Source organism: Actinotalea fermentans, assembly GCF_007991475.1.
Taxonomy (GTDB): domain Bacteria; phylum Actinomycetota; class Actinomycetes; order Actinomycetales; family Cellulomonadaceae; genus Actinotalea; species Actinotalea fermentans.
In genome coordinates this window covers 88,075-110,131 of sequence record NZ_BJYK01000012.1, presented here as the reverse complement: position 1 = coordinate 110,131, position 22,057 = coordinate 88,075, and the positions used below count along the sequence as shown (strand labels likewise).

25 protein-coding genes are annotated in these 22,057 nt (G+C 71.4%); 14 read left to right on the top strand and 11 right to left on the bottom strand.

Annotated elements, in window-relative coordinates:
• The first annotated feature begins 234 nt into the window (after positions 1-234).
• The 8 genes from AFE02nite_RS16180 to AFE02nite_RS16145 all read left to right on the top strand — a co-directional run bounded on the left by AFE02nite_RS16180 (position 235) and on the right by AFE02nite_RS16145 (position 9,013).
• Complete coding sequence (locus AFE02nite_RS16180) at positions 235-1,278, top strand: LacI family DNA-binding transcriptional regulator (protein ID WP_307726060.1); 1,044 nt, start codon at positions 235-237, stop codon at positions 1,276-1,278.
• A gap of 103 nt (positions 1,279-1,381) precedes the next feature.
• Entirely contained in the window at positions 1,382-2,770 is a 1,389-nt protein-coding gene (locus tag AFE02nite_RS16175; protein ID WP_034243927.1) for an ABC transporter substrate-binding protein, read from the top strand.
• 26 nt (positions 2,771-2,796) lie between these two features.
• Complete coding sequence (locus AFE02nite_RS16170) at positions 2,797-3,801, top strand: carbohydrate ABC transporter permease (protein WP_186814590.1); 1,005 nt, start codon at positions 2,797-2,799, stop codon at positions 3,799-3,801.
• A complete protein-coding gene (locus AFE02nite_RS16165; protein WP_052113443.1) occupies positions 3,798-4,664 on the top strand; it encodes a carbohydrate ABC transporter permease in 867 nt (288 codons plus the stop codon). The genes AFE02nite_RS16170 and AFE02nite_RS16165 overlap by 4 nt, the downstream gene beginning before the upstream one ends.
• A 19-nt stretch (positions 4,665-4,683) precedes the next feature.
• Entirely contained in the window at positions 4,684-6,363 is a 1,680-nt protein-coding gene (locus AFE02nite_RS16160) for a GH39 family glycosyl hydrolase (RefSeq protein WP_034243928.1), read from the top strand.
• Entirely contained in the window at positions 6,360-8,129 is a 1,770-nt protein-coding gene (locus AFE02nite_RS16155; RefSeq protein ID WP_034243930.1) for a glycoside hydrolase family 2 protein, read from the top strand. Before AFE02nite_RS16160 ends, AFE02nite_RS16155 begins: the two co-directional genes overlap by 4 nt.
• A gap of 14 nt (positions 8,130-8,143) precedes the next feature.
• On the top strand, positions 8,144-8,383 hold the full coding sequence (locus AFE02nite_RS18020) for a DeoR family transcriptional regulator (protein WP_146820033.1): 240 nt from the start codon (positions 8,144-8,146) through the stop codon (positions 8,381-8,383).
• Positions 8,384-8,755: 372 nt separating this feature from the next.
• Positions 8,756-9,013, top strand: a complete 258-nt coding sequence (locus AFE02nite_RS16145) for a hypothetical protein (RefSeq protein WP_052113444.1) — start codon at positions 8,756-8,758, stop codon at positions 9,011-9,013.
• Here AFE02nite_RS16145 and AFE02nite_RS17535 read toward each other — a convergent pair.
• Positions 9,010-9,150: a hypothetical protein gene (locus tag AFE02nite_RS17535; protein WP_186814589.1), complete on the bottom strand. Its 141-nt coding sequence runs from the start codon at positions 9,148-9,150 to the stop codon at positions 9,010-9,012. The two genes, AFE02nite_RS16145 and AFE02nite_RS17535, sit on opposite strands and share 4 nt — an antisense overlap.
• A gap of 79 nt (positions 9,151-9,229) precedes the next feature.
• Complete coding sequence (locus AFE02nite_RS16140; RefSeq protein ID WP_034243931.1) at positions 9,230-9,598, bottom strand: winged helix-turn-helix transcriptional regulator; 369 nt, start codon at positions 9,596-9,598, stop codon at positions 9,230-9,232.
• Between the two features lie 81 nt (positions 9,599-9,679).
• Between AFE02nite_RS16140 and AFE02nite_RS16135 the strand changes: the two genes are divergently transcribed.
• Complete coding sequence (locus AFE02nite_RS16135) at positions 9,680-10,675, top strand: NAD(P)-dependent oxidoreductase (RefSeq protein WP_052113445.1); 996 nt, start codon at positions 9,680-9,682, stop codon at positions 10,673-10,675.
• On the opposite strand, the gene AFE02nite_RS16130 is transcribed toward AFE02nite_RS16135, so the two are convergent.
• From AFE02nite_RS16130 to AFE02nite_RS16115, 4 genes are all read right to left on the bottom strand, one after another.
• Positions 10,642-10,977, bottom strand: coding sequence for an ArsR/SmtB family transcription factor (locus AFE02nite_RS16130; RefSeq protein WP_052113446.1), 336 nt, complete (start codon positions 10,975-10,977; stop codon positions 10,642-10,644). The genes AFE02nite_RS16135 and AFE02nite_RS16130 overlap by 34 nt on opposite strands.
• A 284-nt stretch (positions 10,978-11,261) precedes the next feature.
• Positions 11,262-11,780: a hypothetical protein gene (locus AFE02nite_RS16125; protein WP_034243932.1), complete on the bottom strand. Its 519-nt coding sequence runs from the start codon at positions 11,778-11,780 to the stop codon at positions 11,262-11,264.
• 326 nt (positions 11,781-12,106) lie between these two features.
• The gene (locus AFE02nite_RS16120) at positions 12,107-12,598 is read right to left on the bottom strand and encodes a SigE family RNA polymerase sigma factor (RefSeq protein ID WP_261765673.1); all 492 of its coding nucleotides are present in this window, start codon (positions 12,596-12,598) and stop codon (positions 12,107-12,109) included.
• 553 nt (positions 12,599-13,151) lie between these two features.
• A complete protein-coding gene (locus tag AFE02nite_RS16115) occupies positions 13,152-14,186 on the bottom strand; it encodes an aldo/keto reductase (RefSeq protein ID WP_034243933.1) in 1,035 nt (344 codons plus the stop codon).
• 64 nt (positions 14,187-14,250) lie between these two features.
• Between AFE02nite_RS16115 and AFE02nite_RS16110 the strand changes: the two genes are divergently transcribed.
• Both AFE02nite_RS16110 and merB read left to right on the top strand, forming a co-directional pair.
• Positions 14,251-14,613 (top strand): winged helix-turn-helix transcriptional regulator, encoded by a 363-nt coding sequence (locus tag AFE02nite_RS16110; protein ID WP_034243934.1) that lies wholly within the window; start codon positions 14,251-14,253, stop codon positions 14,611-14,613.
• 122 nt (positions 14,614-14,735) lie between these two features.
• Entirely contained in the window at positions 14,736-15,425 is a 690-nt protein-coding gene (gene merB, locus AFE02nite_RS16105) for an organomercurial lyase (protein WP_222594422.1), read from the top strand.
• Here the strand turns inward: merB and AFE02nite_RS16100 are convergent.
• Genes AFE02nite_RS16100 through AFE02nite_RS16090 form a run of 3 tightly spaced genes read right to left on the bottom strand, consistent with a single transcriptional unit; the run spans position 15,418 to position 17,343 of the window.
• Entirely contained in the window at positions 15,418-15,885 is a 468-nt protein-coding gene (locus AFE02nite_RS16100; protein ID WP_034243936.1) for a nuclear transport factor 2 family protein, read from the bottom strand. The two genes, merB and AFE02nite_RS16100, sit on opposite strands and share 8 nt — an antisense overlap.
• Complete coding sequence (locus tag AFE02nite_RS16095) at positions 15,882-16,700, bottom strand: alpha/beta hydrolase-fold protein (RefSeq protein ID WP_052113447.1); 819 nt, start codon at positions 16,698-16,700, stop codon at positions 15,882-15,884. Before AFE02nite_RS16095 ends, AFE02nite_RS16100 begins: the two co-directional genes overlap by 4 nt.
• Before the next feature lie 52 nt (positions 16,701-16,752).
• Entirely contained in the window at positions 16,753-17,343 is a 591-nt protein-coding gene (locus tag AFE02nite_RS16090) for a TetR/AcrR family transcriptional regulator (RefSeq protein WP_034243938.1), read from the bottom strand.
• Between the two features lie 91 nt (positions 17,344-17,434).
• Between AFE02nite_RS16090 and AFE02nite_RS16085 the strand changes: the two genes are divergently transcribed.
• Genes AFE02nite_RS16085 through AFE02nite_RS16075 form a run of 3 tightly spaced genes read left to right on the top strand, consistent with a single transcriptional unit; the run spans position 17,435 to position 18,770 of the window.
• Positions 17,435-18,040, top strand: a complete 606-nt coding sequence (locus tag AFE02nite_RS16085; protein WP_034243940.1) for a dihydrofolate reductase family protein — start codon at positions 17,435-17,437, stop codon at positions 18,038-18,040.
• A complete protein-coding gene (locus tag AFE02nite_RS16080) occupies positions 18,034-18,342 on the top strand; it encodes a putative quinol monooxygenase (RefSeq protein ID WP_052113448.1) in 309 nt (102 codons plus the stop codon). Before AFE02nite_RS16085 ends, AFE02nite_RS16080 begins: the two co-directional genes overlap by 7 nt.
• A gap of 23 nt (positions 18,343-18,365) precedes the next feature.
• Entirely contained in the window at positions 18,366-18,770 is a 405-nt protein-coding gene (locus AFE02nite_RS16075) for a nitroreductase family deazaflavin-dependent oxidoreductase (protein ID WP_034243942.1), read from the top strand.
• Between the two features lie 141 nt (positions 18,771-18,911).
• Here the strand turns inward: AFE02nite_RS16075 and AFE02nite_RS16070 are convergent, their stop codons facing one another.
• Both AFE02nite_RS16070 and AFE02nite_RS16065 read right to left on the bottom strand, forming a co-directional pair.
• On the bottom strand, positions 18,912-19,742 hold the full coding sequence (locus tag AFE02nite_RS16070) for an alpha/beta hydrolase (protein ID WP_222594421.1): 831 nt from the start codon (positions 19,740-19,742) through the stop codon (positions 18,912-18,914).
• 128 nt (positions 19,743-19,870) lie between these two features.
• Entirely contained in the window at positions 19,871-21,994 is a 2,124-nt protein-coding gene (locus AFE02nite_RS16065) for an MMPL family transporter (protein ID WP_034243943.1), read from the bottom strand.
• Positions 21,995-22,057: the final 63 nt, after the last annotated feature.

The window sequence follows — 22,057 nt, the reverse complement described above, 5'->3', positions numbered from 1 at the left end:
GCAAGAAGGGCTGCACTCATAACCCAGAGGTCGCAGGTTCAAATCCTGCCCCCGCTACACAGTGACAGAGGCCCGGACCGTATGGTCCGGGCCTCTGTCGTTCGCGCAACCGGATCCGCGAGTTGGTAGACGGTGGGCGAGTGACTGCTCGGGCACGCCGGGAAGGGGCGACCGTGACCGGGCGCCATCCGAGATGGCGCACGGCTGTGTTGCTACGCTCCTGCCACGTAGCAAGTGAGGAGGTGTGCCGTGCCCGTGACCCAGGCCGACGTCGCGCGGCGAGCCGGTGTGTCGCAGCGCACTGTCTCGAATGTCGTGAACAAGTTCCCTCACGTCAGCGCGGACGTCGTCGCTCGCGTGACTGAGGCGATCGAGGCGCTCGGGTACACCCCGAGCCACGCGGCGCGCAGCTTGCGCCTCGGGCGCTCCGGCCTGCTCCAGCTCGTCGTCCCCGAGCTCGACGTGCCCTACTTCGCCGAGCTGGCGCGCGGGGTGGTCAAGTGTGCAGAGGAGCGTGGCTTTGGCGTCATGGTGCGCCAGACGCTGGGCGACCGTGAGCGGGAACGGGATGCACTCGAGGGTCCGGCCGCTGAGCATGCCGAGGGCACGATCCTCTCGGCTGTGGGCTCCATCGAGGACATCCTTGCCACGGGCCGAGGGCGTTCCCCGGTGGTGCTCATCGGTGAGCGGACGGGGATGGGTCTCGTCGACCACATCGGCATCGATGACACGGCGGCGGCCGCAGAAGCGACCAGGCACCTGGTCGAGACGGGCCGGCGGCGGGTGGCATTCATCGGCGCCGACCCGGCCGACTCCCTGCGCATGGCGGAGCTCCGCCTTCGGGGCTACGAGCAGGCGTTGACTTCGGCCGGTCTGCCCTTCGACGAGACGCTCGTCGTGCGCACGCGCTCGTACCACCGCAAGGACGGCGAGGAAGCGATGGCGGCGCTGCTCGCGCTCGGCCCTGACCGCCGTCCCGACGGCGTGTTCTGTGCGACCGACCTTCTCGCCCTCGGCGCGCTCCGTACGGCCCGCACCAGCGGCGTCGCCGTGCCGACCGAGCTTGCGCTGGTCGGCTTCGACGGTCTGGAGGAGGGGGAGTACTCCGCCCCGACGCTCTCGACGGTCGCCCCGGACAAGGCGGAGATCGCGCGCGTCGCCGTCGAGACCCTCCTGGCGCGTATCGCCGCGCGCGCCGGCGTGGAGGACGAGCCGCCGGCGCAGGACCTGCTCATCGCGTTCGACCTTGTCGTGCGGGAGTCGAGCCGGGCGGTTTGACCAGCGGATGGCCGTGGGATCTCGGTTGGGTAACGGTGCTTGCCACGTAGCATGCTACGTGGCAACACTGTACCGGGGCACCCACGAACCAAAGGAGATTCAGATGGGACTGCGGAAGAAGGCCTTCGGCATCACCGCTGCGGCGGCGTGCCTGGCCCTGCTCGTGGCCGGCTGCACCGGCGATTCGAGCACTGAGGACGAGGGCGACGACGATGGTGCTGCCACCGGCGACGTGGAGCCGGCGACGGTGCGCGTCATGCTGTGGGGCAACGACGCCGACATCTCCTCCATCAAGGACGCGGCGGCAGGCTTCTCGACGGCTCGCCCCGAGATCACGATCGAGTGGGAGAGCGGGGACTGCGGCGTGGACTACGCCGCGTGCAAGACCCTCGTGGCAGGTGGCAACACTCCCGACGTCTTCGTGATGGGCAGCTGGAACTACTTCGAGGCCGCGCGCGACGGTGTCACGGCGGACCTGACGCCCTACCTGGAGGAGTCCGGGACCACGACCGACGACTTCACGCCGGCGATCATCGACGCCCTCACGTCGCCGTCCGACGGCAAGCTCTACGGCCTTCCGATGGGCTACAACATCCAGTCGCTCTTCTACAACAAGGACATGTTCGACGCGGCGGGCCTGGACTACCCGCCGGCCGATGGCTCCTACACCTACGACGACCTGCGCGAGTGGGCCGCCAAGCTGACCCTCGACGGCTCCGGCAACGACGCGACCGCGGCCGGCTTCGACCCGAACGCCATCCAGCAGTACGGGTACTTCAACTTCGCCGCCGCGCCCATCGAGCCCGGCTACGCGCCCGTCCTCGCCGCCTTCGGTGGAGGGATCCTCGGCGGTGACGCCCGCAACGAGTGCACCGCGGACTCCGAGGGCACGATCGAGGGCTTCCAGTGGCTGCAGGACCTGATGTGGACCGACCACTCGGCCATCACCCCGCAGCTGCAGCAGGAGGAACCCGGCTACGCACGCTGGGTCCGCGGCCAGGTCGCCATGCAGCAGGGTTCTCACGAGCAGGTGCTCGCCGTCCAGCAGCAGAACCCCGAGCTCAACTACGGCATCGCCGCCCTGCCCGAGGGTCCGGCCGGCAACGCGACGCTGGCGCAGATCCACGTCTGGGTGATGTCCGAGGCGTCGGAGCACAAGGACGCGGCGTGGGAGTTCCTGCACTACATGGCCACCGAGGGCGCCGGCAAGCAGATGGGTCTGATCCCCGCGTACCAGGACGTCGCGCAGGGCCCGGCGTTCGCGCAGGCCGAGGGTGAGCCCGAGGGCCTCGTCGAGGCGCAGATCGACCCGGCGGGCTGGGACCTGACGTTCACCAACGTCGACCCGTCGGTCGTGTGGAGCGCCGTGTCCAGCCAGGACGGCATCGCCCCGGCGATCGAGGACATCATCATGAACCGCGCGACCGCAGCCGAGGCTCTGGACGGGATCTGCGCCTCGCGGATCGACGCCCTCCTCGACGCCGCCAAGTAGCCGGGACGAGGACGAGGAGTCGAGCGGTGCCACCACGCACGCAGCGCGGCGCAGCGACGCCACGCCGACGGACCAGCCTGGCTCGCAGGCGCTCACGCACAGCTCTGCTGTTCGTGCTGCCGCAGGTCATCGGGCTGCTGGCCTTCACCGCCGTGCCTCTGGTGGCATCGCTCGGCTACTCCTTCACCAACTGGGACCTGGTCGCACCGTCGCCCACGTTCGTGGGCCTGGACAACTGGCAGCACCTGCTGGGCGATGACCGGATCCCCGCGGTGCTGTGGAACACGGTCCGCTTCATCCTGGTCGGCACGAGCACCCTGCTCGTCTTCTCGCTCGTGGCCGCGTTGCTGACCTTCACCCCGCGCCGTTTCGTCGGCGTCTACCGGGCGGCTCTGTTCCTGCCGTACGTGCTCTCGCAGATCGCCGTGGGCGTCGTCTGGCGGTGGATGTTCAACAGCCAGTCCGGGCCGATCTCGGGTATCTGGGAGCTCTTCGGAGGCACCAGCCCCGACTGGCTGCTCGACCCGGCGACGGCGATGCCCTCGATCGCCATGGTCACCACGTGGCAGACCATCGGCTACGGCATGACGCTCTACGTCGCAGCGCTGCAGGGGGTGCCCGTCTCGCTGCTGGAGGCGGCGACCATCGACGGGGCGAACCGTTGGCAGCGGTTCCGGAACGTGACGGTCCCGATGATCTCCCCGACGGTCTTCTTCCTCACGGTGACGTCCCTGATCGGGGCGTTCCAGCTGTTCGACCCCGTCGTCGCCATGACGTCGGCCAGCGCCGGCCCGGCCACCGCGGGCGGTCCCTCCAACTCGACTCGGACGATCGTGCTCTACATGTACAACCAGATGTTCAACTACAACGAGCAGGTCTCCGGCCTCGGGTACGCCGCGGCGATCGCCTGGATGCTGGCGCTGCTGATCTTCCTGGTCACCGCGGTGCAGTTTCTGGTCAGCGGCCGCTGGGTCCACTACGAGGACCCGACCGCGTCCGGTGGCCGGCGCCGACGTCGGGCGCGTCGATGAGCGCCGTGACCGCCCCGCGCGCCTGGGCGCGGGCCACCACCAAGGAGCGGGGCCAGACGGTCCTCTACCACGGCTTCATGATCGTCATGGTCTTCGCGTACATCTTCCCGGCCCTGTGGGCGCTGTCGATGTCGCTGCGGACCGACGAGAACATGTACGCCGCCGACCAGCTGATCCCGCACCCGATCACGTTCGAGCACTACCACCGGCTCTTCGAGGCCCTGCCCGAGCTCGGCCGATACTTCGGCAACACGTTGCTCATCGCGGTGATCGGTACGGCCGGCACTTTGCTGTCGAGCTCGATGGCCGGGTACGCGCTCGCCCGGTTCCGGTTCCCCGGCCGCGGCACCCTGCTCGCCACCATGCTGCTGACGCTCATGGTGCCGGTGCACGCCACGCTGATCCCGCAGTACGTCATCTTCCGCGAGCTCGGCTGGCTCAACTCGCCGCTGCCGATCATCGTCCCGATGCTGTTCGGCACGCCGTTCGCCTCGTTCTTCTTCCGGCAGTACTTCATCACCCTGCCCGGCGAGCTGGAGGACGCGGCCGCGATCGACGGGGCGGGCCCGTGGCGTTGCTTCTTCCGCATCATCGTGCCGCTGTCCGGGCCGGCCTACCTGGCCCTGGGCCTGCTGACCTTCGTGTCGCTGTGGAACAGCTTCTACGTCAACTCGATCTACCTGACCAGGCAGGACAGCTGGGTCCTGACCCAGGCGCTGCAGTCCCTCATCGGCCGGTACACCGCGCAGTACGGGGCGATCATGGCCGGCGTCACGCTCGTCTCCCTGCCGATCCTGGTCGCCTACCTCTTCTTCCAGCGCTGGATCGTGCGCGGCATCTCCATGACCGGCCTGGCCAACTGACCACCGAAGGAAACCCCCTGTGCGTGCACCCCTGACGAGCGCCACCGTGCGCATCGACCCGACCGCCCTGGTCGACCACCCGCTGTCCAAGGAACGGATCGCGATCTACAACTCCGGGCTCGTGCCGATCGAGCGGTACCGGCGCGACGCTGCGCACATCGCGGCGGTGCGAGCGGAGTCTCTGCGGATCGACCTCGGCTGGGGTGCGGAGTGGATGCCCTGGACCCGCGAGGTCGTCACCCGCGACGAGCGCGGCGAGCTGGCCTTCGACTTCGAGGAGACCGACCACATCGCGCGGGTCCTCGCCGAGACCGGCACCCGCCCCTACTGGTCCTACTGCTACGTCCCGGCGGCGGCGCGGGAGCCGGGCGACGACTGGCGGACGATGGCCCGCGACGACTCGGCTTGGGTGCGCACGGTGGCGTCCTACGTGTCCGGGCTGCGCCAGCGCGGCACCGCCGTCGGCTATCACGAGGTCTACAACGAGCCGGACCTGCGCGACGAGCGCACCGCGGAGCCCACGTTCTACACGGGTGACCTCGAGGACTACCTGGAGCTCTACCGCGCGACTGCGGCCGCCATCCGTGCCGCGGATCCCGCGGCCCGCGTGGGCGGACCGGCACTGGCCGTCGCGGCCGTCCACGCCGACTGGCTGGACGCCTTCTGCCGGGTGGTCACGGACGAGGGGCTGCCGCTGGACTTCCTGTCCTTCCACCACTACGGCCACTTCGGGCTGGAGGCCACGCTGCGCACCGTCGGCGACGTGCTGGCCGCGTATCCGACGCTGCGCGACGTGGAGTGGCACCTGAACGAGTACAACGCGTTCAGCATCGACTACCCGCGCGGCGGCCTCCAGGACACGCACCTGCTCGCCTCGGCCTTCGCCGCGGACATCCCGCGGCTGCTCGCCCACCGCGAGTTGACCCGGACACACTGGGCCCAGTTCCTCGACAGCGGCCAGGGCAACTTCTCCGGCATGGTCGACATCGACGGGGCCCCGAAGCCCATCTACGCCGTCTACCGCTTCTACCAGCACATGCCCGTCGACCGTGTCGCCGTCGGCATCGACGGCCCGCGCGGCGTCGGCGCAGTCGCCTCGGCGTCCGGGTCGGCCGTCTGCGCCATCGTGTGGAACCGGCACTTCACCGACGTCGACGTCCACCTCGCGCTCGGCAGCGCGCCGGGCGCGGGGACCGTCTGCGTCATCGGCGCCGACGGCGTCGCCCCGGAGCGATCCTTGGCCCTCGCGTCCGGCCGCGCGTCCGTGATGGTGCCCGCCGGAGGCGTCGCGCTCATCCGCATCGGCGACCCTGAGGACGAGCCGGGTGGCAGGCGTGCGTGGGGGATCGCGCTCCGCAGCGACGGCACGGGATGGGCGGATCTCGACGAGGCGACCCTCACCTTTCGCTTCGGTGGCGGGACCGCCTGGTCGGCCCACGCCGCCGACGTGCCCGACGACGCCGTGCCCGACGGCTGGGACGTCCACGCCAGGACGGCAGACGGAGCGCCGGCCGACGCGACGGTCGTCCTGGAGATCGACGGCGTGCAGCACGTCGTCTCCGGTTCGCCGCAGGCTCGTTGGACCGGCGGACGCGTCAGCCGCCCGGCCCCCGCAGGCCACCGCCGGATCGTGATGGCGGCCACCGCTCCCGCCGGCACGTTCGTCACCGTCTCGCCGGTCACCGGGGCGGGACGATGACGCCCGACCACCCCCGTCCGACCCTGGTACGACGCGAGTACACCCTGCTCGACGGGCCATGGGGCTTCGCCGCCGACACCGCCGACAGGGGCCTCCCCGACCGGTGGTTCAACAGCGCCGAGCCGTTCGACCGGACCATCCAGGTGCCGTACCCGCCGGAGGCTCCCGCGTCCGGCATCGGACAGGACATCGACGCACCGCTCTGGTACCGGCGCGACTTCGAGCACCGGCCCACGCCGGGACAGCGGCTCCTGCTCCACTTCGAGGGCGTCGACCACCGCACATCCGTGTGGGTCAACGGCACCCACGTCGGAGACCACGAGGGCAGCCAGGCCCGGTTCAGCTTCGACGTGACCGACGCCGTCCGGCCGGGCGCCAACGTCCTGGTGGTGCGCGCCGTCGACGACGCGCGCGACCTCGAGCAGCCACGCGGCAAGCAGGACTGGTCCGACGAGCCGCACGTCATCTGGTACCGGCGCACGTCCGGCATCTGGCGCACCGTCTGGCTCGAGCCAGTCCCGGCCGCACGCATCGACCGCCTCGCTCTGCGGCCCGGGGACGACCTCGCGTCTGTAACCGTGGAGGCCAGACTCGTCGGCGTCCACGGCCCGGCGGCGAGCCTGGGTCTCCGGTTCGCTGTCGGCGGCCGGCTCCTGGCCGACGTCACTGTCGCGTGCCTGTCCTCAACCGCCCGGGTCGTCGTCCCTCTGGACCACGAGTGCCTGGACGTCGAACCGGGGGAGCTCCTGTGGAGCCCGGAGTCGCCCACCCTCATCGACGTCGACGCCACACTGCGACTGAACGGCGAGGTCGTCGACCAGGCCGAGTCGTACCTGGGGTTGCGCACGGTCGGCACGGACGAGGAGAACGTGCTCCTCAACGGCCACCCGTACTTCCTGCGTCTTGTCCTCGAGCAGGGGTACTGGCCGCAGACCCACCTCGCGGCGCCGTCATTCGAGGCCCTCGAGCGCGAAGCCGGCCTCATCAAGGAACTTGGCTTCAACGGGCTGCGGATGCACCAGACGAGCGCAGATCCCCGGTTCCTCGCGTGTTGCGACCGGCTCGGCCTGCTCGTGTGGGCCGACACCGCGGCCGCCTACCGGTTCTCCGACGTCGCGCTGACCCGGACGGTCGCGGAGGCGGTGAGCCTCGTCGAACGCGACGCAGGCCACCCGAGCGTCGTCGCTTGGGTGCCCTTCAACGAGAGCTGGGGCGTCCCGCGACTTGCCGACGACCCCGCCCAGCAGCACGCCGTCACCGCACTGCACGCGCTGCTCAAGGCGCTCGACCCGACCCGCATCGTCATGGGTAACGACGGCTGGCAGTACACCGCCGGCGACGTCTTGGGAGTACACGACTACGCCCAGCAACCCGGCACGCTTGAGGACCGCTACGGCTCGCGCGAGCGCGTGCGGTCCACCGTCGCCCGCGGTCACACCGGAGGTCGCCGCATCGCGCTCGAGCGCTCGGTCAGCCGTGCAGCGACCGTTCCGGTGCTTCTTTCGGAGTTCGGCGGGCTCAGTGTCCACGAGGACGCCGAAGCGTGGGCGGCGTACGGGGACGTCATCGACCCTGAGGCGCTCGGGGAGGCGATTGCCGGCCTGGTTGCCACCATCGGCCCGGGCCGCGGCCTCGCCGGCTACTGCTACACGCAACTCACCGACACGGCGCAGGAGAAGAACGGCCTGTTCACCGAGGATCGGGTCCCGAAGAGCTCCCCGTCCCGCATCAGGGCAGCGCTGCTCGGGATCCCGGTGACGGCCTGACGTCCGCCATCGCGATGGATCGGGTAGCGGACGACTGCCGTCCGACCTTCTCGGACGCCGTGCTCGGCGTCCCGGAGCGACGTCGAGCCATGGAGGTGCTGATTCGCGTGCGAGGTGTGCTCACCGTCGCCGACCTCGCGGCGGAGTTCCGAGTGTCGAGAGTGACGGTTCGCAAAGATCTCCGCGCACTCGTCGAGGCCGGCTCAGTCCATCGGTTCCATGGCGGAGCGGCTCGTCGGCGCAGGCCGGGGTGAGGCGCACCGGTCCGGACGGGACGGCGAAGGCAGGGGTCGGCGACACCCCTGACTCACGCACCGATCAGGGGTGTCCCAGGCGCGTGGTTGGATCGCACCGGGAAGAGAGGGGTGTGCAGATTGCCATGCACGAGCTGCTGACCTGCGAAGACGCCAGGCGCGCGAGACGCAGAACGCCCGTCTCGGTGATCCCCCCGCTACAAGTGAAGTACCAGGTCAGAGGCCCTTCCGATCGAGAGATCGGGAGGGCCTCTGGCGTTGGTGTCAACGAGATGTCAACGGACGCTGCCCCGTGGACGGGCACGCACAGCCGCGAAAGTGCTGCTCCATCCGGCGGCATCACCGATCGTGGTCCGCTCGCGGAACGAGGTGGTGAGCGCCGTCGCGGATCTCCACGCGCATCTCGGCATCGGACGTGACTCCCAGGCCGTGGAGGCCCGGCGCTGGATAAAGGCGGCGACGGACGTCAGGGACAAGGTGTTCGAGACAGGTGAGGACGGCGTCGACGCCGCGCGAAGGTTGGGCAGTGAAGCGGTCGATCAGGCCAGGGCGGTGTCTGACCGAGTCGCCAAGGAGGTCGTGCAGCGCGCCCGGCGGCAACGCGGTGATCGAGAATCTCCCGAGAACTAGACCACCGAGATCGACTCGACCGGCACCTCGACGAACGGATGGCCGGTGGCCTGCGGCGGGGGGCTGCTGATCGGGTGCGCCGCGACCCCGGTGTACATCGCGGCTACCGCCCGGAGGATCTCCGTGGGGGCAGGCACCGTCCGGCCGCTGAGCCGGGCCGCCACGACATCGGGGCATGGCGGCCGAGCGCGGGCTCGCGGGGGACTGAGCCCGCCGTCAGCGCGCCGGACGTGCGGCGGCCGCGGGCCGGGCGCTGCGCCGGGCCACGATGTCGTGCATGTGCTGCTCGCCCCAGTCCCCGAGGGGGCCCAGCGCCCGGTCGAGCTGCACACCCACCTCCGTGAGGTGGTAGACGACCTTCGGCGGGACCTGCGCGAAGACCTCCCGCCGGACGACGCCGTCCTCCTCGAGCTCGCGCAGCTGGGCGATGAGCACCTTCTCCGAGACGCCGTCCAGCTCGCGCCGCAGCTCCCCCGTGCGGCGCGGGCGCTCGCTCAGCGCCCAGAGGATGAGCGGCTTCCACTTGCCGCCGACGACGGCGACAGCGGCGTCGAGCCCGCACAGGAAGGTGCCCGTCCCGGCCATTCCGGCCTCCACACTCACCTCGGGGTAGGTACCGCACACGGAAGTAGGTACTTGTCGGGACGACGGTACCGGTCGGAGGGTGTGCGGGTCGAGACCGTGCCCGAGACCGAGGAGGACCCCATGTCCCGTCAGCACACGCCCCCCACCGTCGCCGTCCTGGGCCTGGGTCCCATGGGCTCGGCCGTCGCCTCCGCCCTCGCCCGTGCGGGTCTGGCGACGGTCGCCTGGAACCGCACACCGTCCCGGGCCGAACCCTTGCGCGACCTGGGGGTCGTCGTGGCCGCGACGCCGGACGACGCCGTCCGGGCGGCCGACGTGACGTTCGCCGTGCTCCGCGACCACGCCACCACCCGGGCGCTCCTGGCCTCGATCGACCCGTCCGCACTCGCCGGCTCGGTCGTCGTCAACGCCGCGTCGGCGACCCCGATGCAGGCGAGGGAGACCACGCGGTGGGCGACCGACCGCGGGATCCGCCTGCTCGCTGCGGCGATCATGGTCCCGACCCCGCTGGTCGGCACCGAGGACGCGCTCGTCCTGTACTCCGGCGACCCCGACCTCTTCAGCGCGTCGCACGACGCGCGGGCGGCCCTCGGCGGCGAGGGCAGGTACGTGGGTGACGACCCCGGCGCGGCATCCCTGCTCGACGTCGCCATGCTCGAGGTGTTCTTCACCGGGATGACCGGCTTCCTGCACGCGGCGGCGATGGTCGGGGCGTCCGGCGTGAGCGCGGCGCGGTTCCTGCCGCTCGCCCGGTCGATGGTCGAGATCCTGCCGGCGACCCTCACCGAGCTGGCGCGCGACGTCGACGCCGGGGAGCACCCGGGCGCGCAGGACCGGATCGCGATGGAGCTCGCCGCGCTGGAGCACGTCCACGCGACCGCCAGCGACGCCGGGCTCGACCTCCGGCTGCCGTCCCTGCTGCGTGACCTCGCCGCCAGTGCGGTCGAGGCCGGTCACGGGGACGACGGCTGGTCGCGTGTCGTGGACCTGCTGCGCGACCCCCGGGCTCGGGACGACCGGGCCCGGGGCCGCGCGACCGACGGTCAGCTGACCGTGCCGCCCTCGTCCGTGCAGTAGATGACGTGGCTGAGGTTCTTGCCGGGGTGGTGGGAGACGGTGGGGGCGGTGACGTCCGTCATCGCAGCGAGCTCGCCGGCCGACACCTCCCCGGACGGTGCGGTGGCCAGCGCCGAGAGAACGCGCACCCGGATGGGGTCGGAAGCCGCCGTGAGCGCCTCGGCGACCGGCCGCGCCACGTCATCGGCCATCGCTCGCTGCCGCGCTTCCATCAGACCACTTCCGAGTTCGCCCCATCGCAGGCCCGTCTCGATCGCGGTCATGACGAGCGGCTTGAAGCGGTCCGGGATCTCGGCCAGCACGCCCGCGAACTCTTCGGGGGTGAGCGTCCTGGCCCTCCTCGTCACGACCTTCGGCGGCTCGGTGTGCTTGCAGGGGTTGGAGGCGACGAGCCGGTCAGGAACCGCCCGGGCGAACCACCGAGTGCAGCATCACGTGGTACTTGGCGATGGAGCGTGGCGACAAGCCCTTGGCCACGGCTGAGGCCCACGGCGCTTCCGTACCGCCCGCACGGGTCCAACGGGAGCATCGAGTCATCGAGTCCGCGTCCCAGACCGCTCGCGCTTCGAACCATGGACGGGCCGCCTCACCCCTCCGCTTCTACGTCGGTCAGCCGGCCGTCCTCGGTGAGAGTCGCCGTCAGGCGCTGGCTCGTGATCCAGGTCGTCGTCGCGGGGTCGTAGGTGTCGGGCGAGACGCGCAAGTACAGGACGAGCTCGTAGTCACCGGCTGGAAGGTCGGTGGTGTAGGTCCCGTCGCTGTTGGGGACGCAGTAGTCCGTGCGGGTGGCCGAGGCGTGGACCGCGCGTGGCTGGTCGGGCGGGAGGGCGGCGATGGAGGCGCTCTCGGCGTTGTTCGGTCCCAGCCCGACGATGCGGCCGTCCTGCACCCAGGCGACGGCGGCCAGGTCGGGTGCCCACAGGTCCACGGTGGACGTCGCGGCGGATGTCAGGGTGGCGTCGAAGGTGTAGAGCCACGTCCCGTCGGGCGTCTGCTCGGAAGTCGCCGTGCCGGCGGCCCGGAGGGCGACGACGGTGCCGGCCGGTTGCGGGGCGACCGCGTCCGCGCCGCAGGCCAGGCCGGAACCCTCGAGCCAGGCCGGCACATGCCCGTCGACGAAGCCTGCGGGCAGTGCACCCGTGGGGCCCGGGGACTCAGCACCTGGACTGGTGGCTGCGGGCGACGGGGCTTGGGTGCTCGAGGTAGTGGGTGCGCCGGTGCTGGCTGGTGGCACCGAGCGGGTCGGGAGCAGTGAGGGTGCGAGCAGGACTGCGCCGGCCGTCAGGGCAAGGCTTACCGTTCCAGTCGCCACTCGCCCGGTGGTGCGTCGGCGGCGACTGCGGGTCACGACCTGGTCGGTGTCCAGGGCTGAGGTGAGTTCGTCGAGGTGTGCGCCGGCGCGCAGCCGCGCGGCGAAGTCGTCGGGGGCGCTCATGAGGATGCCTCTTCTCCTGGGTCGGTCATGATGGTGCGCAGCTGGGCCAGGGCGCGCGAGGAGGTGGACTTCACGGTGCCGATCGGCAGGCCGAGCTCGGCGGCGACGTCGGCCTCGGACATGTCCAGCAGGTGACGCAGCACGACGATGCGGCGCTGCTTGACCGGGAGCAGCAGCAGGGCGCGGACGACGGCGTCGCGTTCTGCCACGGCGACCGCGGGGTCGCCGACATGTGCCCGATCGTGGTGGTCCAGGCCGGTGAGGACCTCGCGGCGAGTGCGTCGCCAAGTGTCGATGCGCAGGTTCGCCAGGATGCGGCGGGCGTAGGCCAATGGGTCGCCGTCCCGGGCCGAGCTCCACGCCCGCCACGTGCGCTCGAACGTGGCCTGGGTCAGCTCGTCAGCACGCACGGCATCCCCGCACAGCAGGAACGCCATCCGGTACAGGGGGTCCTTCGCGGCCTCGACGAACGCACGGAACTCCTCCACGCGTGTCGCACCCGTGACGACCCTGACCGCCTCGCCAACACCCGGCCCGCTCGCGCGTCTCGTTCTCGTGCCCATGGCGGCCGCCCAGCTCCCCGCATCGGGTGGGTTCTCGATCCTTCTCACGCCCCTACACGCAACACAAGGCATCCAGGGTTCCATCGATGCCCAGCCCCTGACGGCGATGAGTCGGACATCCGGGCAGGTCGAGCATGTAAGGCTGCGCGAGCTCGCTGCGCCTCGAATTCGCCCCGGCTCGCTGACCCGGCACGTCGCGCGGTCCTCGCCAGGTCGGCCGAGGCTCGGCCATGGTGGCTGCCTGCGCAGTCCGAGTCGCTCGATGAGGGCTCGGTCCGGGGGGAGGAGGAGTGCCGCGAGCGAAACCCGTATCGCCCCCGTGCTCCCGACGCTCGCGTGCGGACCATGAGGCCGGACCTTCAGGGACGAGCACTCAGGAGGTGCGGCGGTGCACCTGGCGCATTCGCGGCGGGCAAGACCGACCGGAACGGTGCACGGCGATGCCCTCGGTCGACGCGGTCTGCCGCCCAGTGAGCCGCTACACCGGGGCCGGGTTGCGCCGGGCGAAGCCTTCCTGTCGCTGGTACGGGAAGTGGGGGTATGGGTGCTCCACCTGGCTGACCGCGTCGAGGCGAGCCATCTGGTCGGCCGTGAGGTCCCACCCCACAGCGCCCAGGTTGTCGAGCAGCTGCTCCTCGGTGCGCGCCCCGAGGATGACACTGGTGACGGTGGGTCGGTTGAGGAGCCAGCGGATTGCGACCTGCGGGACCGACCGGCCGACCTCGGCTGCGGTCTCGAGGAGAACGTCGACGACGTCGTACATCAGCTCGTCGTCGACCGGGGGGCCGTACGCGGCCGTCGTGTGCAGGCGGCTGTCGGGCGGGGCGGGTCGGTCGCGGCGGATGCGCCCGGTGAGCCGCCCCCACCCCAGCGGGCTCCAGACGAGGGCCCCGAGTCCCTGGTCGAGCCCGAGGGGCAGGAGCTCGGCCTCGTAGTCGCGGCCGACGAGGGAGTAGTACACCTGGTTGGCGACGTACCGGGGGTAGCCGTAGCGGTCGGCGACGGCCAGGGACTTCATGATCTGCCAGCCCGCGAAGTTCGAGACCCCGATGTACCGCACCTTTCCCGAGCGGACCAGGGCGTCGAGGGTCCAGAGCACCTCCTCGACCGGGGTGAACGCGTCGAAGGCGTGCAGCTGCAGGAGGTCGATGTGCTCCGTGCGGAGCCGTCGGAGTGCGGCGTCGACGGAGTCGACGAGACGGGCTCGTGAGGTGCCCGCGTCGTTGGGGCCGTCCCCCGTCGGCAGGCCGACCTTCGTCGACAGCAGGACGTGATCGCGCCGCCCCCGCAGGGCTTCGCCGAGGATCTCCTCGGACCGGCCGTCGGAGTACACGTCTGCGGTGTCGAAGAGGGTGACGCCTGCGTCGAGGCACAGGTCGACGAGGCGCCGGGCGCCGGCAACGTCGGTGTTCCCCCAGTTCGAGAACAACGGTCCCGAGCCGCCGAAGGTGCCAGCCCCGAAGCTGAGCACGGGGATCTGCAGGCCTGACCGTCCGAGTCGTCGCGTCTCCATGCCGGCGATGATGCGACGACGGTTTCCAGAAGACAAGTAGTCACCTTCTGGTAACCTCAACGCCATGGCCGACCAGGACGTCGCTCCCTACGGGCCGAGGTACCCCGCTCGGCGGCTGCTCGAGCTCGTCGGTGACAAGTGGACGCCCATCGTGCTCTTCAGCCTGTCCGACTCGACGAGGCGCTTCAGCGAGATCCAGCGAGCCATCCCCGACGTGTCGAAGAAGATGCTCATCCAGGTCCTGCGGGCGCTCGAGCAGGCTGGGCTGGTCGAGCGGACCGTGTACCCGGTGGTGCCGCCAAAGACGGAGTACCGGCTCACGCCCGACGGACGTCGGCTGCACGAGCCGGTCGCCGCGTTGTGCACCTGGGCCACCGAGCACGAAGCGTTCCTGGACGAGCTGCACAGGCGCCGAGCCGACGGGTGACGACGGGCGCGTGCGGCGGTGGCGTCCCGCGAGCAGCGCGATCAGCCCTCAGGGTGCGACGCGGCCGCCGTGCGGCGAATAACTCGATGCACCCGTGTCCCGCCCGGGCATACGTTCGTCAGGTGACCGATCCTCACGAGCCCTTGGATCCGGTGCTGCTCGAGGACGTCCGGGTGGCCGTCTATGCGGCCCTGGCGTCGACCGGTCGGCTGCCGGCCGACTCGGAGCTGGCCCGACTCGCAGGAAGCCCCGCCCGCGCAAGGGCCGCGATCGAGCAGCTGGCCGAGCAGCGCGCGTGGGCGCTCGGCGCGGACGGGGAGATCGTGCTGGCGCACCCGTTCGCGACCCGGTCGTTCGGCTACAGCGTGATGAGCGACACGACGCTGTGGTGGGGTGGCTGCGCCTGGGACTCCTTCGCGATCCCCCATCTCGTGCCCGACTGCGGGCCGGTGGTCGTCGCGGGGGCGTGTCCCGCGTGTGATCGGCCGCTCGCCTGGCGCGTCGACACCACGTCGCCGCCCGAGGGCCGGGAGCGCGCGCACTTCCTCGTCCCCGCGGCTCGGATGTGGGACGACGTCGTCCACACGTGCAGCAACCAGCTGCTCTTCTGCGACGACGCCTGCATCGACCGCTGGCTCGCTCGCACGGGCCATCCGGAGGGCTACCGGATGGACCTCGATACGCTGTGGCGCTTCGCCGCGGGGTGGTACGAGGGCCGGCTCGAGCGGGGCTATCGCCGGCGAGAGCCTGCTGACGCCCGCGCCTACTTCCGACAGGTGGGGCTGCAGGGCCCGTTCTGGGGCCTCAGCTGACGACGCTCCCGCCGGCGAGGTGCGCATCGAAGGCCGCTGCTCGTTCGGTGTCCTCGTAGTCCTCCTGCCGCTGGATCCTCCCCCATCGGGTATCGATCATGAGGACGACGCGGTTGCTGTAGACGTCACGGCCGACCTCAGGGCCCGGTACCCAGACGTGGGCCCGCACGGCGGCGCGCAGGGCCCACGGCGGTCCGTTCACGAGGATGTCCTCCACGGCCATCTGGATGCCGTGCCGCACGTAGCGACGTAGGAACGCCTCGATCTCGTCGCGTCCCTGGTGCGACCGGTGGGCGGAGCGCCCCAGGGTCGGTTCCCGGAACTGCCCGCTCCACGCGTTCCGTCCGGGGAAGCACAAGGTGGCGCTGCCGGCGAACATGGCCAGCGCCGGCTCGTGGCGCCCGGCGTTGAGGGCTGCGATGTTGCGTCGAATCATCCAGCGCACGGCGGCCTTGATCACGGCGCGACCTCCGCGAGGTCGGACTCGGCCGCCGGCTGCAGCAGCGCCCGGCCGATGAACGTGAGCGCAGTCCGCTGGAGCTCCGCCATGCCGGCATCCATGTGACCGCCACCTGCGACGACGAGGTACTGGTGGGACACGTCGGCCGCCAGGAGCTGGGCGTGGAGGTGCTCGCTCCCGTCGCGCAGCCCGAACTCGTCTCGTTCGCCCACGCCGAGGAAGAGCGCCATCCTCCGCTGTCGGATCGCGTCGAGGTTCGCGAACAGCCGCTCGTGCACACGCTCCCCGGGGAGCTGGTCGAGGGCTGCGAGGAGTTGGCCGAGCACCGCCTGGCGGTTGCGTTCCGGCACCTCCGCGGTGGTGCTCCCCGGGAACACGGCAGGCGCCAGTGCCGCGGCCGCGACGTATCGATCCGGGGTTCCGAAGGCCAGCTTCAGCGCACCGAAACCGCCCATCGAGGCACCTACCACCGCGAGTCGCGAGCGGTCGATGGGGTGGATCTGGCTGACGAAGTCCGGCAGCTCGTCACCGACCACCGATCCCCACCGGGGCCCCTGCGGCCAGTCGAGGTAGAAGCCGCCCTCGGTGGGGGTGCTCGCGCACGCGACGACGCACGGAGGCAGTGCGCCGGTGGCCCACAGCCGGTGGATGAGGGGAGCGTGCAGGTCGAGCGACTGCGCAGACGACATCGCTCCGTGCAGGAGCAGGATCAGCGGGAGCGGCTCGTCCGCCGGGCCGGCGGCGAGGACCCGGACCTCGACCCCGGCCGAGGCGCTGGTCGACGGCATGCGGTGTTGCTCGATCTTCGGTGACATGAGGGAACCTCCTCGTGACGCGGCACGACCGGCCGTCCTCCGGGGGAGGGCCCTAGGGGTTGGCGGAGAAGGGGGCGAGCGCGGCGTCGACGGCCGCCCGGAGGTGGGCTGGTTCGGGCGTGACGCGCGCCAGCACATGGAGGCCTTGCATGAGCGCCACGAACATGCGGGCGGCGCCCTCGGGCTCGACGGCGGGGGCGACTTCGCCCTCCCGCTGCGCCCGTGCCAGCGCCTCGGCGATGCTGCGCTCCAGCTCGAGCAGCGCGTCACGCACGATGGCTGTGGCGGCGGGGTCGTCGGACAGCTCGGTGGCCGTGTTGCCGAGCATGCAGCCCCGTGGATGGTCGCTGGAGGCTGCGGCAGCGATCTGTTGCAGCACGCTCCGGAGGCGGGGTAGCACCGGACCGGGATCCTGCAGCGATGTACCAAAGGCGCGCTGGCGCTGGGCGTAGTGCTCCAAGGAGCGGAGGAAGAGGCTGCGCTTGTCGCCGAAGGCGGCCTGCAGGCTGCCGGGCAGGAGCCCGACGCGCTCACCGACGCGCCGCATGCTCGCAGCGCCATAGCCGTGCTGCCAGAAGACCTCGGTCGCGGCGTCTACGACCTCGGACTCGTCGAAGCTGCGCGGCCGTCCCGTGCGGACCATGCGTCGAGGCTACGACTTCTTGACTGGTCGTACAAGAATTTGTACGATTGGATTTCTTGTTCGGCTGACCAAGAATTCGAGGAGAAGGTCCATGGGATCCGTGTTCGCGCACATCAGCGTCTCGGTCGACGGCTACGTCGCCGACGCCGCCCGCGGGCTCGGCTGGTGGTCGGCGGACGATGAGTTCGACCGCTACATCGACGGCATGCTCGAGTCGATCAGCGGCATGGTCTTCGGCCGCGTCGCCTTCGACGCGCTCGCCCAGTTCTGGCCTACCGCCGGGCCGGAGGTCTCCCTGATCCAGCGGCACCGGATGCACGAGCTGCCCAAGTACGTCCTCAGCCACGCGCCGCTCGACACCACCTGGCACAACAGCCACCGGCTCGCGGGCGACCCGCGGCGGGCAATCGAGCGCGCGGCCCAGGATGCAGCCGGCGACATCGCCGTGTTCGCCGGTGCGGGGGCCGTCAGGGCGACCCTCTCGTCCGGTGTGCTCGACGAGCTGCGCCTCGTCGTCCATCCCGTGCTGCTCGGATCGGGCCTGCCGCTGTTCGACGGCACACACCCGGCACAGTCGCTGCGGGTGCGTGAGACGACCTCGTTCGGCTCGGGAGCGCACGTCGTCCGCTATTCGTTGCCCGCACCGGCGCAACGGCTCCCTGCCGCGACCCCTGCCACGGTGGGCTCGCCATGGTGATCGTGGCCGGACACCTCATCGTCGACCCCGGAGCACGCGCCGCGTACCTCGAGGGGTGCGTTCCGATCGTAGAGCAGGCACGGCGCACCGCCGGCTGCCTCGAGTTCACTCTGGCTCCCGACCCCCTCGACCCCTCCCGGGTCAACGTCCTCGAGCGCTGGGAGTCGCGCATCGCGCTGGACCGGTTCCGTGGCGAAGGGCCCGACGACGACCAGCGGGCCGCCCTCAGATCCGTAGACGTCGCGGACTACGAGGTCGACGGGCCGGTTGCCGACCCCGGTGGAAGGGGCGCGGCGCGGTGATGCCGACATGGAGAGGGAGACCGATGGACGACGTCAATGCTGAGGTGATCGACGAGTTCCGGGCCAACGGTGGCTCCGTCGGCGGCGCGCTCGCCGGGGTTTCACTGCTCCTCCTCACCCATCGTGGGGCCCGCTCGGGGGTTTCCCGGACGACTCCGCTCGGATACTACGAGGATGGCGAACGTCTGATTCTGTTCGCGTCGAACCGGGGCGCGGCACGCGCTCCTGACTGGTACCACAACATCGTGGCGGACCCGCGGGTGACGGTCGAGCTCGGCGAGGAAACGTTCGAAGCCGAGGCGAGCGAGCTGGTGGGTCCAGATCGAGAGGCTACGTGGGAGCGGGCCGTCGCCGTTCGACCATTCCTGGCGGAGCACCAGGAGAAGGCCGGGCGCCAGATCCCCCTCATCGCTGTGCGACTCGTGTGACGGACGAGTGACGTACCCGGTCAGAGGCCCTCCCGAGCGAAGATCGGGAGGGCCTCTGGGGCGGACGATGCGCCATCTCGCACGCGACGTCCGTGATCCGGCGGCTCCGCATCGCTCGCGGCGCGGTGGCCTGCAGCGGCGCTACGCCGTGGTGGCGTGGGCGTGCTGCAGGGCCTCGCCGACGAACCGGATCGCCTCGCGGGTCCTCGTCTCGGCAGCGGGACCGAGGTGCCCGGCCCCCTCGACGAGACGGAACGTGTGCGGGACTGCCAGCGCCGTGAGGACGCCGTGCAGGTGCTCCGCGCCCTCGTGGAGCAGGTACTCGTCGGCAGCGCCGCAGTCGAGGAGCAGAGGGGTCTGCGCTGCCCGGAGTGCTGCCGCGTTCGACCGGGCGCGCCCGTGGACGCTGTTGGCCGTGTACGACCCGGCATCGCCGGTCCCGCCGCCCATGGCGGCGTGGAGCTGCCCGAGGACGGAGGGGATGTTGCGGTCAGGGACCTCCTCCGGCGCCTCTCCGGGGAACACGGCAGGCGAGAGCGCGGCGACGACGGCGAACCGGTGGGGTGCCGCGAAGGCGATCTTCAGGACCGCGTAGCCGCCCATCGAGGCGCCGACCAGTCCGGTGGCGGAGAACGGACCGTACTGCGCGGCGAGGTGCTCCGGCAGCTCCCGGGCGGTGAAGGTCTCCCACGCCGGGCCGCCGGGCCAGTCGATGTAGAAGCCGCCCGTGGTCGGCACGCTCGGGCAGGCGACCACGGCGCGCGGCAGGGCGCCCTCGGCCCACAGCTCGTCGTACAGGGGTCGTGCGAGCTCGAGAGACGTCGAAGACGACAGCGCTCCGTGCAGATGCAGCACGAGGGGGAGGGTCTCGCCGGGCGTCCAGTCGGCCGGGCGCAGGACCCGGTACTCGACGCGTTGCTCGACCGTGCTGGCATCGAGGTGACTGACGGACATGACGGAGGTGGGGGTCATCGTGACGCTTCCTTCGACTCGGGTGGTGCGGGGTTGATGGTGGGGTGGGTGCGCCCGGCTGCCGTGTGCCGCCCTGCAGGCCGGGCTTGCGCACGGTGCGTGGTCGCCCCGGCGCTACGCGGCGGCGTTCACGCCTGCGCGGCCATCACGGGGCGATCCGTCCTCGGCGACTCGAGTGCCGGGTCTTCCAGGTGGACGGGGGGGAGCGCGCGGTCCAGCCACGGCGGGAGCCACCACGCCCGGTCGCCGAGGAGGTGCATCACTGCCGGCACGACGAGGCAGCGGACGACGACGGCGTCGAGCAGGACGGCGACGGCGAGCCCGAGCCCCATCTGCCCGAGCATCCGGGTGGGGCTGAGCAGGAACGAGCCGAAGACCACCACCATGATCGCCGCCGCGGCGGTGATGACGGCCCCGGTTCCCGCGAGGCCCTCGCGCACGGCCGTTCGGGCGTCACCGCCGCGCCGCCACTCCTCGTGCATCCGGGAGACGAGGAAGACCTCGTAGTCCATCGACAGGCCGAACACCACCGCGAACACGATCACGGGGAGGAAGGCCTCGATCGGTCCGGGTGACTGGCCGAGGGTGCCGTTGCCGTAGACGAGCTGCATGGCTCCCAGTGCGGCCCCGATGGAGAGCAGGTTCGCGATCGCCGCCTTGAGCGGCACGAGGACCGAGCGGAACACCGCCATGAGGAGCAGCGCGGAGATCCCGACCACGACGAGGACGAACCACGGCATGCGGTCGCGGACGCCTTCGGCGAAGTCGATCGCCGCTGCGGTCGCGCCACCCACCGAGAACTGTCCTTCCGTGGCGGGGGGCAGGACGTCGTCCCGGAGGCGGTGGACGAGCTCGATCGTGGCGCGGTCCGACGGCCCGGTCTCCGGGACCACGACAAGGGTGGACGCGCCGTCGGCAGTCAGGGGCCCGACGACGTCCGCGACGCCCGGGGTCCGCCGGACGGCCTCCGTCACCCGAGCCACCTCGTCGGCGGGGGCCTCGGCGAGCACAACGAGCGGGCCGTTCACCCCATCGCCGAAGCCCGCAGCGAGGAGGTCGTACGCCTCGCGGGTCGTCGAGCCGGCCGGGTCGGTGCCGGCGTCCGCGAAGCCGAGCCGGATCGAGAGCGCCGGCGCCGCGAGCACGAGCAGGACGAGAACGCCACCGACGAGGGCCGGCCAGGGGTGCCGGGCGACGGTGTCGGAGAGGGCGCGCCACGACGAGCCTTCGGCCCGGCCCCGTTGCCGCGCGCGGCCCGCGCGTCGGCGGACCGAGCGCTCGATGCGCCCGCCCAGGAGCGTGAGGAGGGCCGGGAGGAGCGTCGCCGAGGCCAGGAGCGTCATCAGCACGGTGACGGCGACGGCGACGGCGAGCCCACGCAAGGAACCCAGGCCCAGGACGACGAGGCCCAGCAGAGCGACGACGACCGTCACGCCGGCGAAGACAACCGAGCGCCCGGCGGTGCGCTGGGCGACGACCGCCGCCTCGGCGCGGGGTCGGCCGGCCAGCAGCTCGCCGCGGTAGCGGGTGAAGATGAGGAGGGCGTAGTCGATCCCCACGCCGAGGCCGACGAGCATCATCATCGGCGCGGCGTAGGACGGCACGGACGTCACGTGCGAGACCAGGGCGGCCGCCGCGATGCTCGCCCCGACGGCCAGGACCGCGCTCAGCACGGGGAGGGCCGCCGCGACGAGGCTGCCGAAGAGGAAGACCAGGATCACCAGCGCAGCCAAGATGCCGACGCCCTCGGCGGCGCCGCCCGTCTCCTGCGCACCGCGGACGGACGCGCCGCCGACCTCGACCTGCAGGTCGCCCGTGGCGTGGGACTCGGCTGCCTCGATGATGCGTCGCACGTCGGCGGCGTCCGTCGCCAGGGGCTCGGTGTCGAGGGTCACGGTCGCGTACCCGATGCGGCCGTCGGTGCTGATCGAGTGCCCGTCGGTCGTCGGGGCCTCGACCGAGGCGACGCCCGGGAGCGTGGCGATCTCGTCGACCACGGCGCGCAACGAACGCGCCACGGGTTCCTCTGTGAGGCCGGCCGCTGCGTAGAAGACGACCTGGACGGTGTCCAGGCCCTGGTCGCCCGACTGCTGCAGCCGGTCGGCGACGCGCTGCGACTCGGTCCCGGGCAGCGTGTGGTCGTCGAAGTAGGCGGACCCGGCCGCCGCGGCGGCCGCGTTCAGGCCGGCCACCGCGAGCACCCAGAGGGCGATCGCCCACCACGGTCGTCGCATCGCCCACGTCGTCCTCATCTTGCCTCCAGTCCTCGTCGTCGCGGCCGGGCAGCCCAGCCGTCGCCCGGACGGTACGGACGA

What these genes read in the sequence shown, in the direction of transcription:
- AFE02nite_RS16165 (WP_052113443.1), top strand. Translation starts at nt 3,798, where the DNA reads ATGAGCGCCGTGACCGCCCCGCGCGCCTGGGCGCGGGCCACCACCAAG.
- AFE02nite_RS16115 (WP_034243933.1), bottom strand. Translation starts at nt 14,186, where the DNA reads ATGGAGACGCGACGACTCGGACGGTCAGGCCTGCAGATCCCCGTGCTC.
- AFE02nite_RS16075 (WP_034243942.1), top strand. Translation starts at nt 18,366, where the DNA reads ATGGACGACGTCAATGCTGAGGTGATCGACGAGTTCCGGGCCAACGGT.
- AFE02nite_RS16080 (WP_052113448.1), top strand. Translation starts at nt 18,034, where the DNA reads ATGGTGATCGTGGCCGGACACCTCATCGTCGACCCCGGAGCACGCGCC.
- AFE02nite_RS16070 (WP_222594421.1), bottom strand. Translation starts at nt 19,742, where the DNA reads ATGACCCCCACCTCCGTCATGTCCGTCAGTCACCTCGATGCCAGCACG.
- AFE02nite_RS16065 (WP_034243943.1), bottom strand. Translation starts at nt 21,994, where the DNA reads ATGAGGACGACGTGGGCGATGCGACGACCGTGGTGGGCGATCGCCCTC.
- AFE02nite_RS16085 (WP_034243940.1), top strand. Translation starts at nt 17,435, where the DNA reads ATGGGATCCGTGTTCGCGCACATCAGCGTCTCGGTCGACGGCTACGTC.
- AFE02nite_RS16090 (WP_034243938.1), bottom strand. Translation starts at nt 17,343, where the DNA reads ATGGTCCGCACGGGACGGCCGCGCAGCTTCGACGAGTCCGAGGTCGTA.
- AFE02nite_RS16110 (WP_034243934.1), top strand. Translation starts at nt 14,251, where the DNA reads ATGGCCGACCAGGACGTCGCTCCCTACGGGCCGAGGTACCCCGCTCGG.
- AFE02nite_RS16155 (WP_034243930.1), top strand. Translation starts at nt 6,360, where the DNA reads ATGACGCCCGACCACCCCCGTCCGACCCTGGTACGACGCGAGTACACC.
- AFE02nite_RS16140 (WP_034243931.1), bottom strand. Translation starts at nt 9,598, where the DNA reads ATGGCCGGGACGGGCACCTTCCTGTGCGGGCTCGACGCCGCTGTCGCC.
- AFE02nite_RS16175 (WP_034243927.1), top strand. Translation starts at nt 1,382, where the DNA reads ATGGGACTGCGGAAGAAGGCCTTCGGCATCACCGCTGCGGCGGCGTGC.
- AFE02nite_RS16095 (WP_052113447.1), bottom strand. Translation starts at nt 16,700, where the DNA reads ATGTCACCGAAGATCGAGCAACACCGCATGCCGTCGACCAGCGCCTCG.
- AFE02nite_RS18020 (WP_146820033.1), top strand. Translation starts at nt 8,144, where the DNA reads ATGGATCGGGTAGCGGACGACTGCCGTCCGACCTTCTCGGACGCCGTG.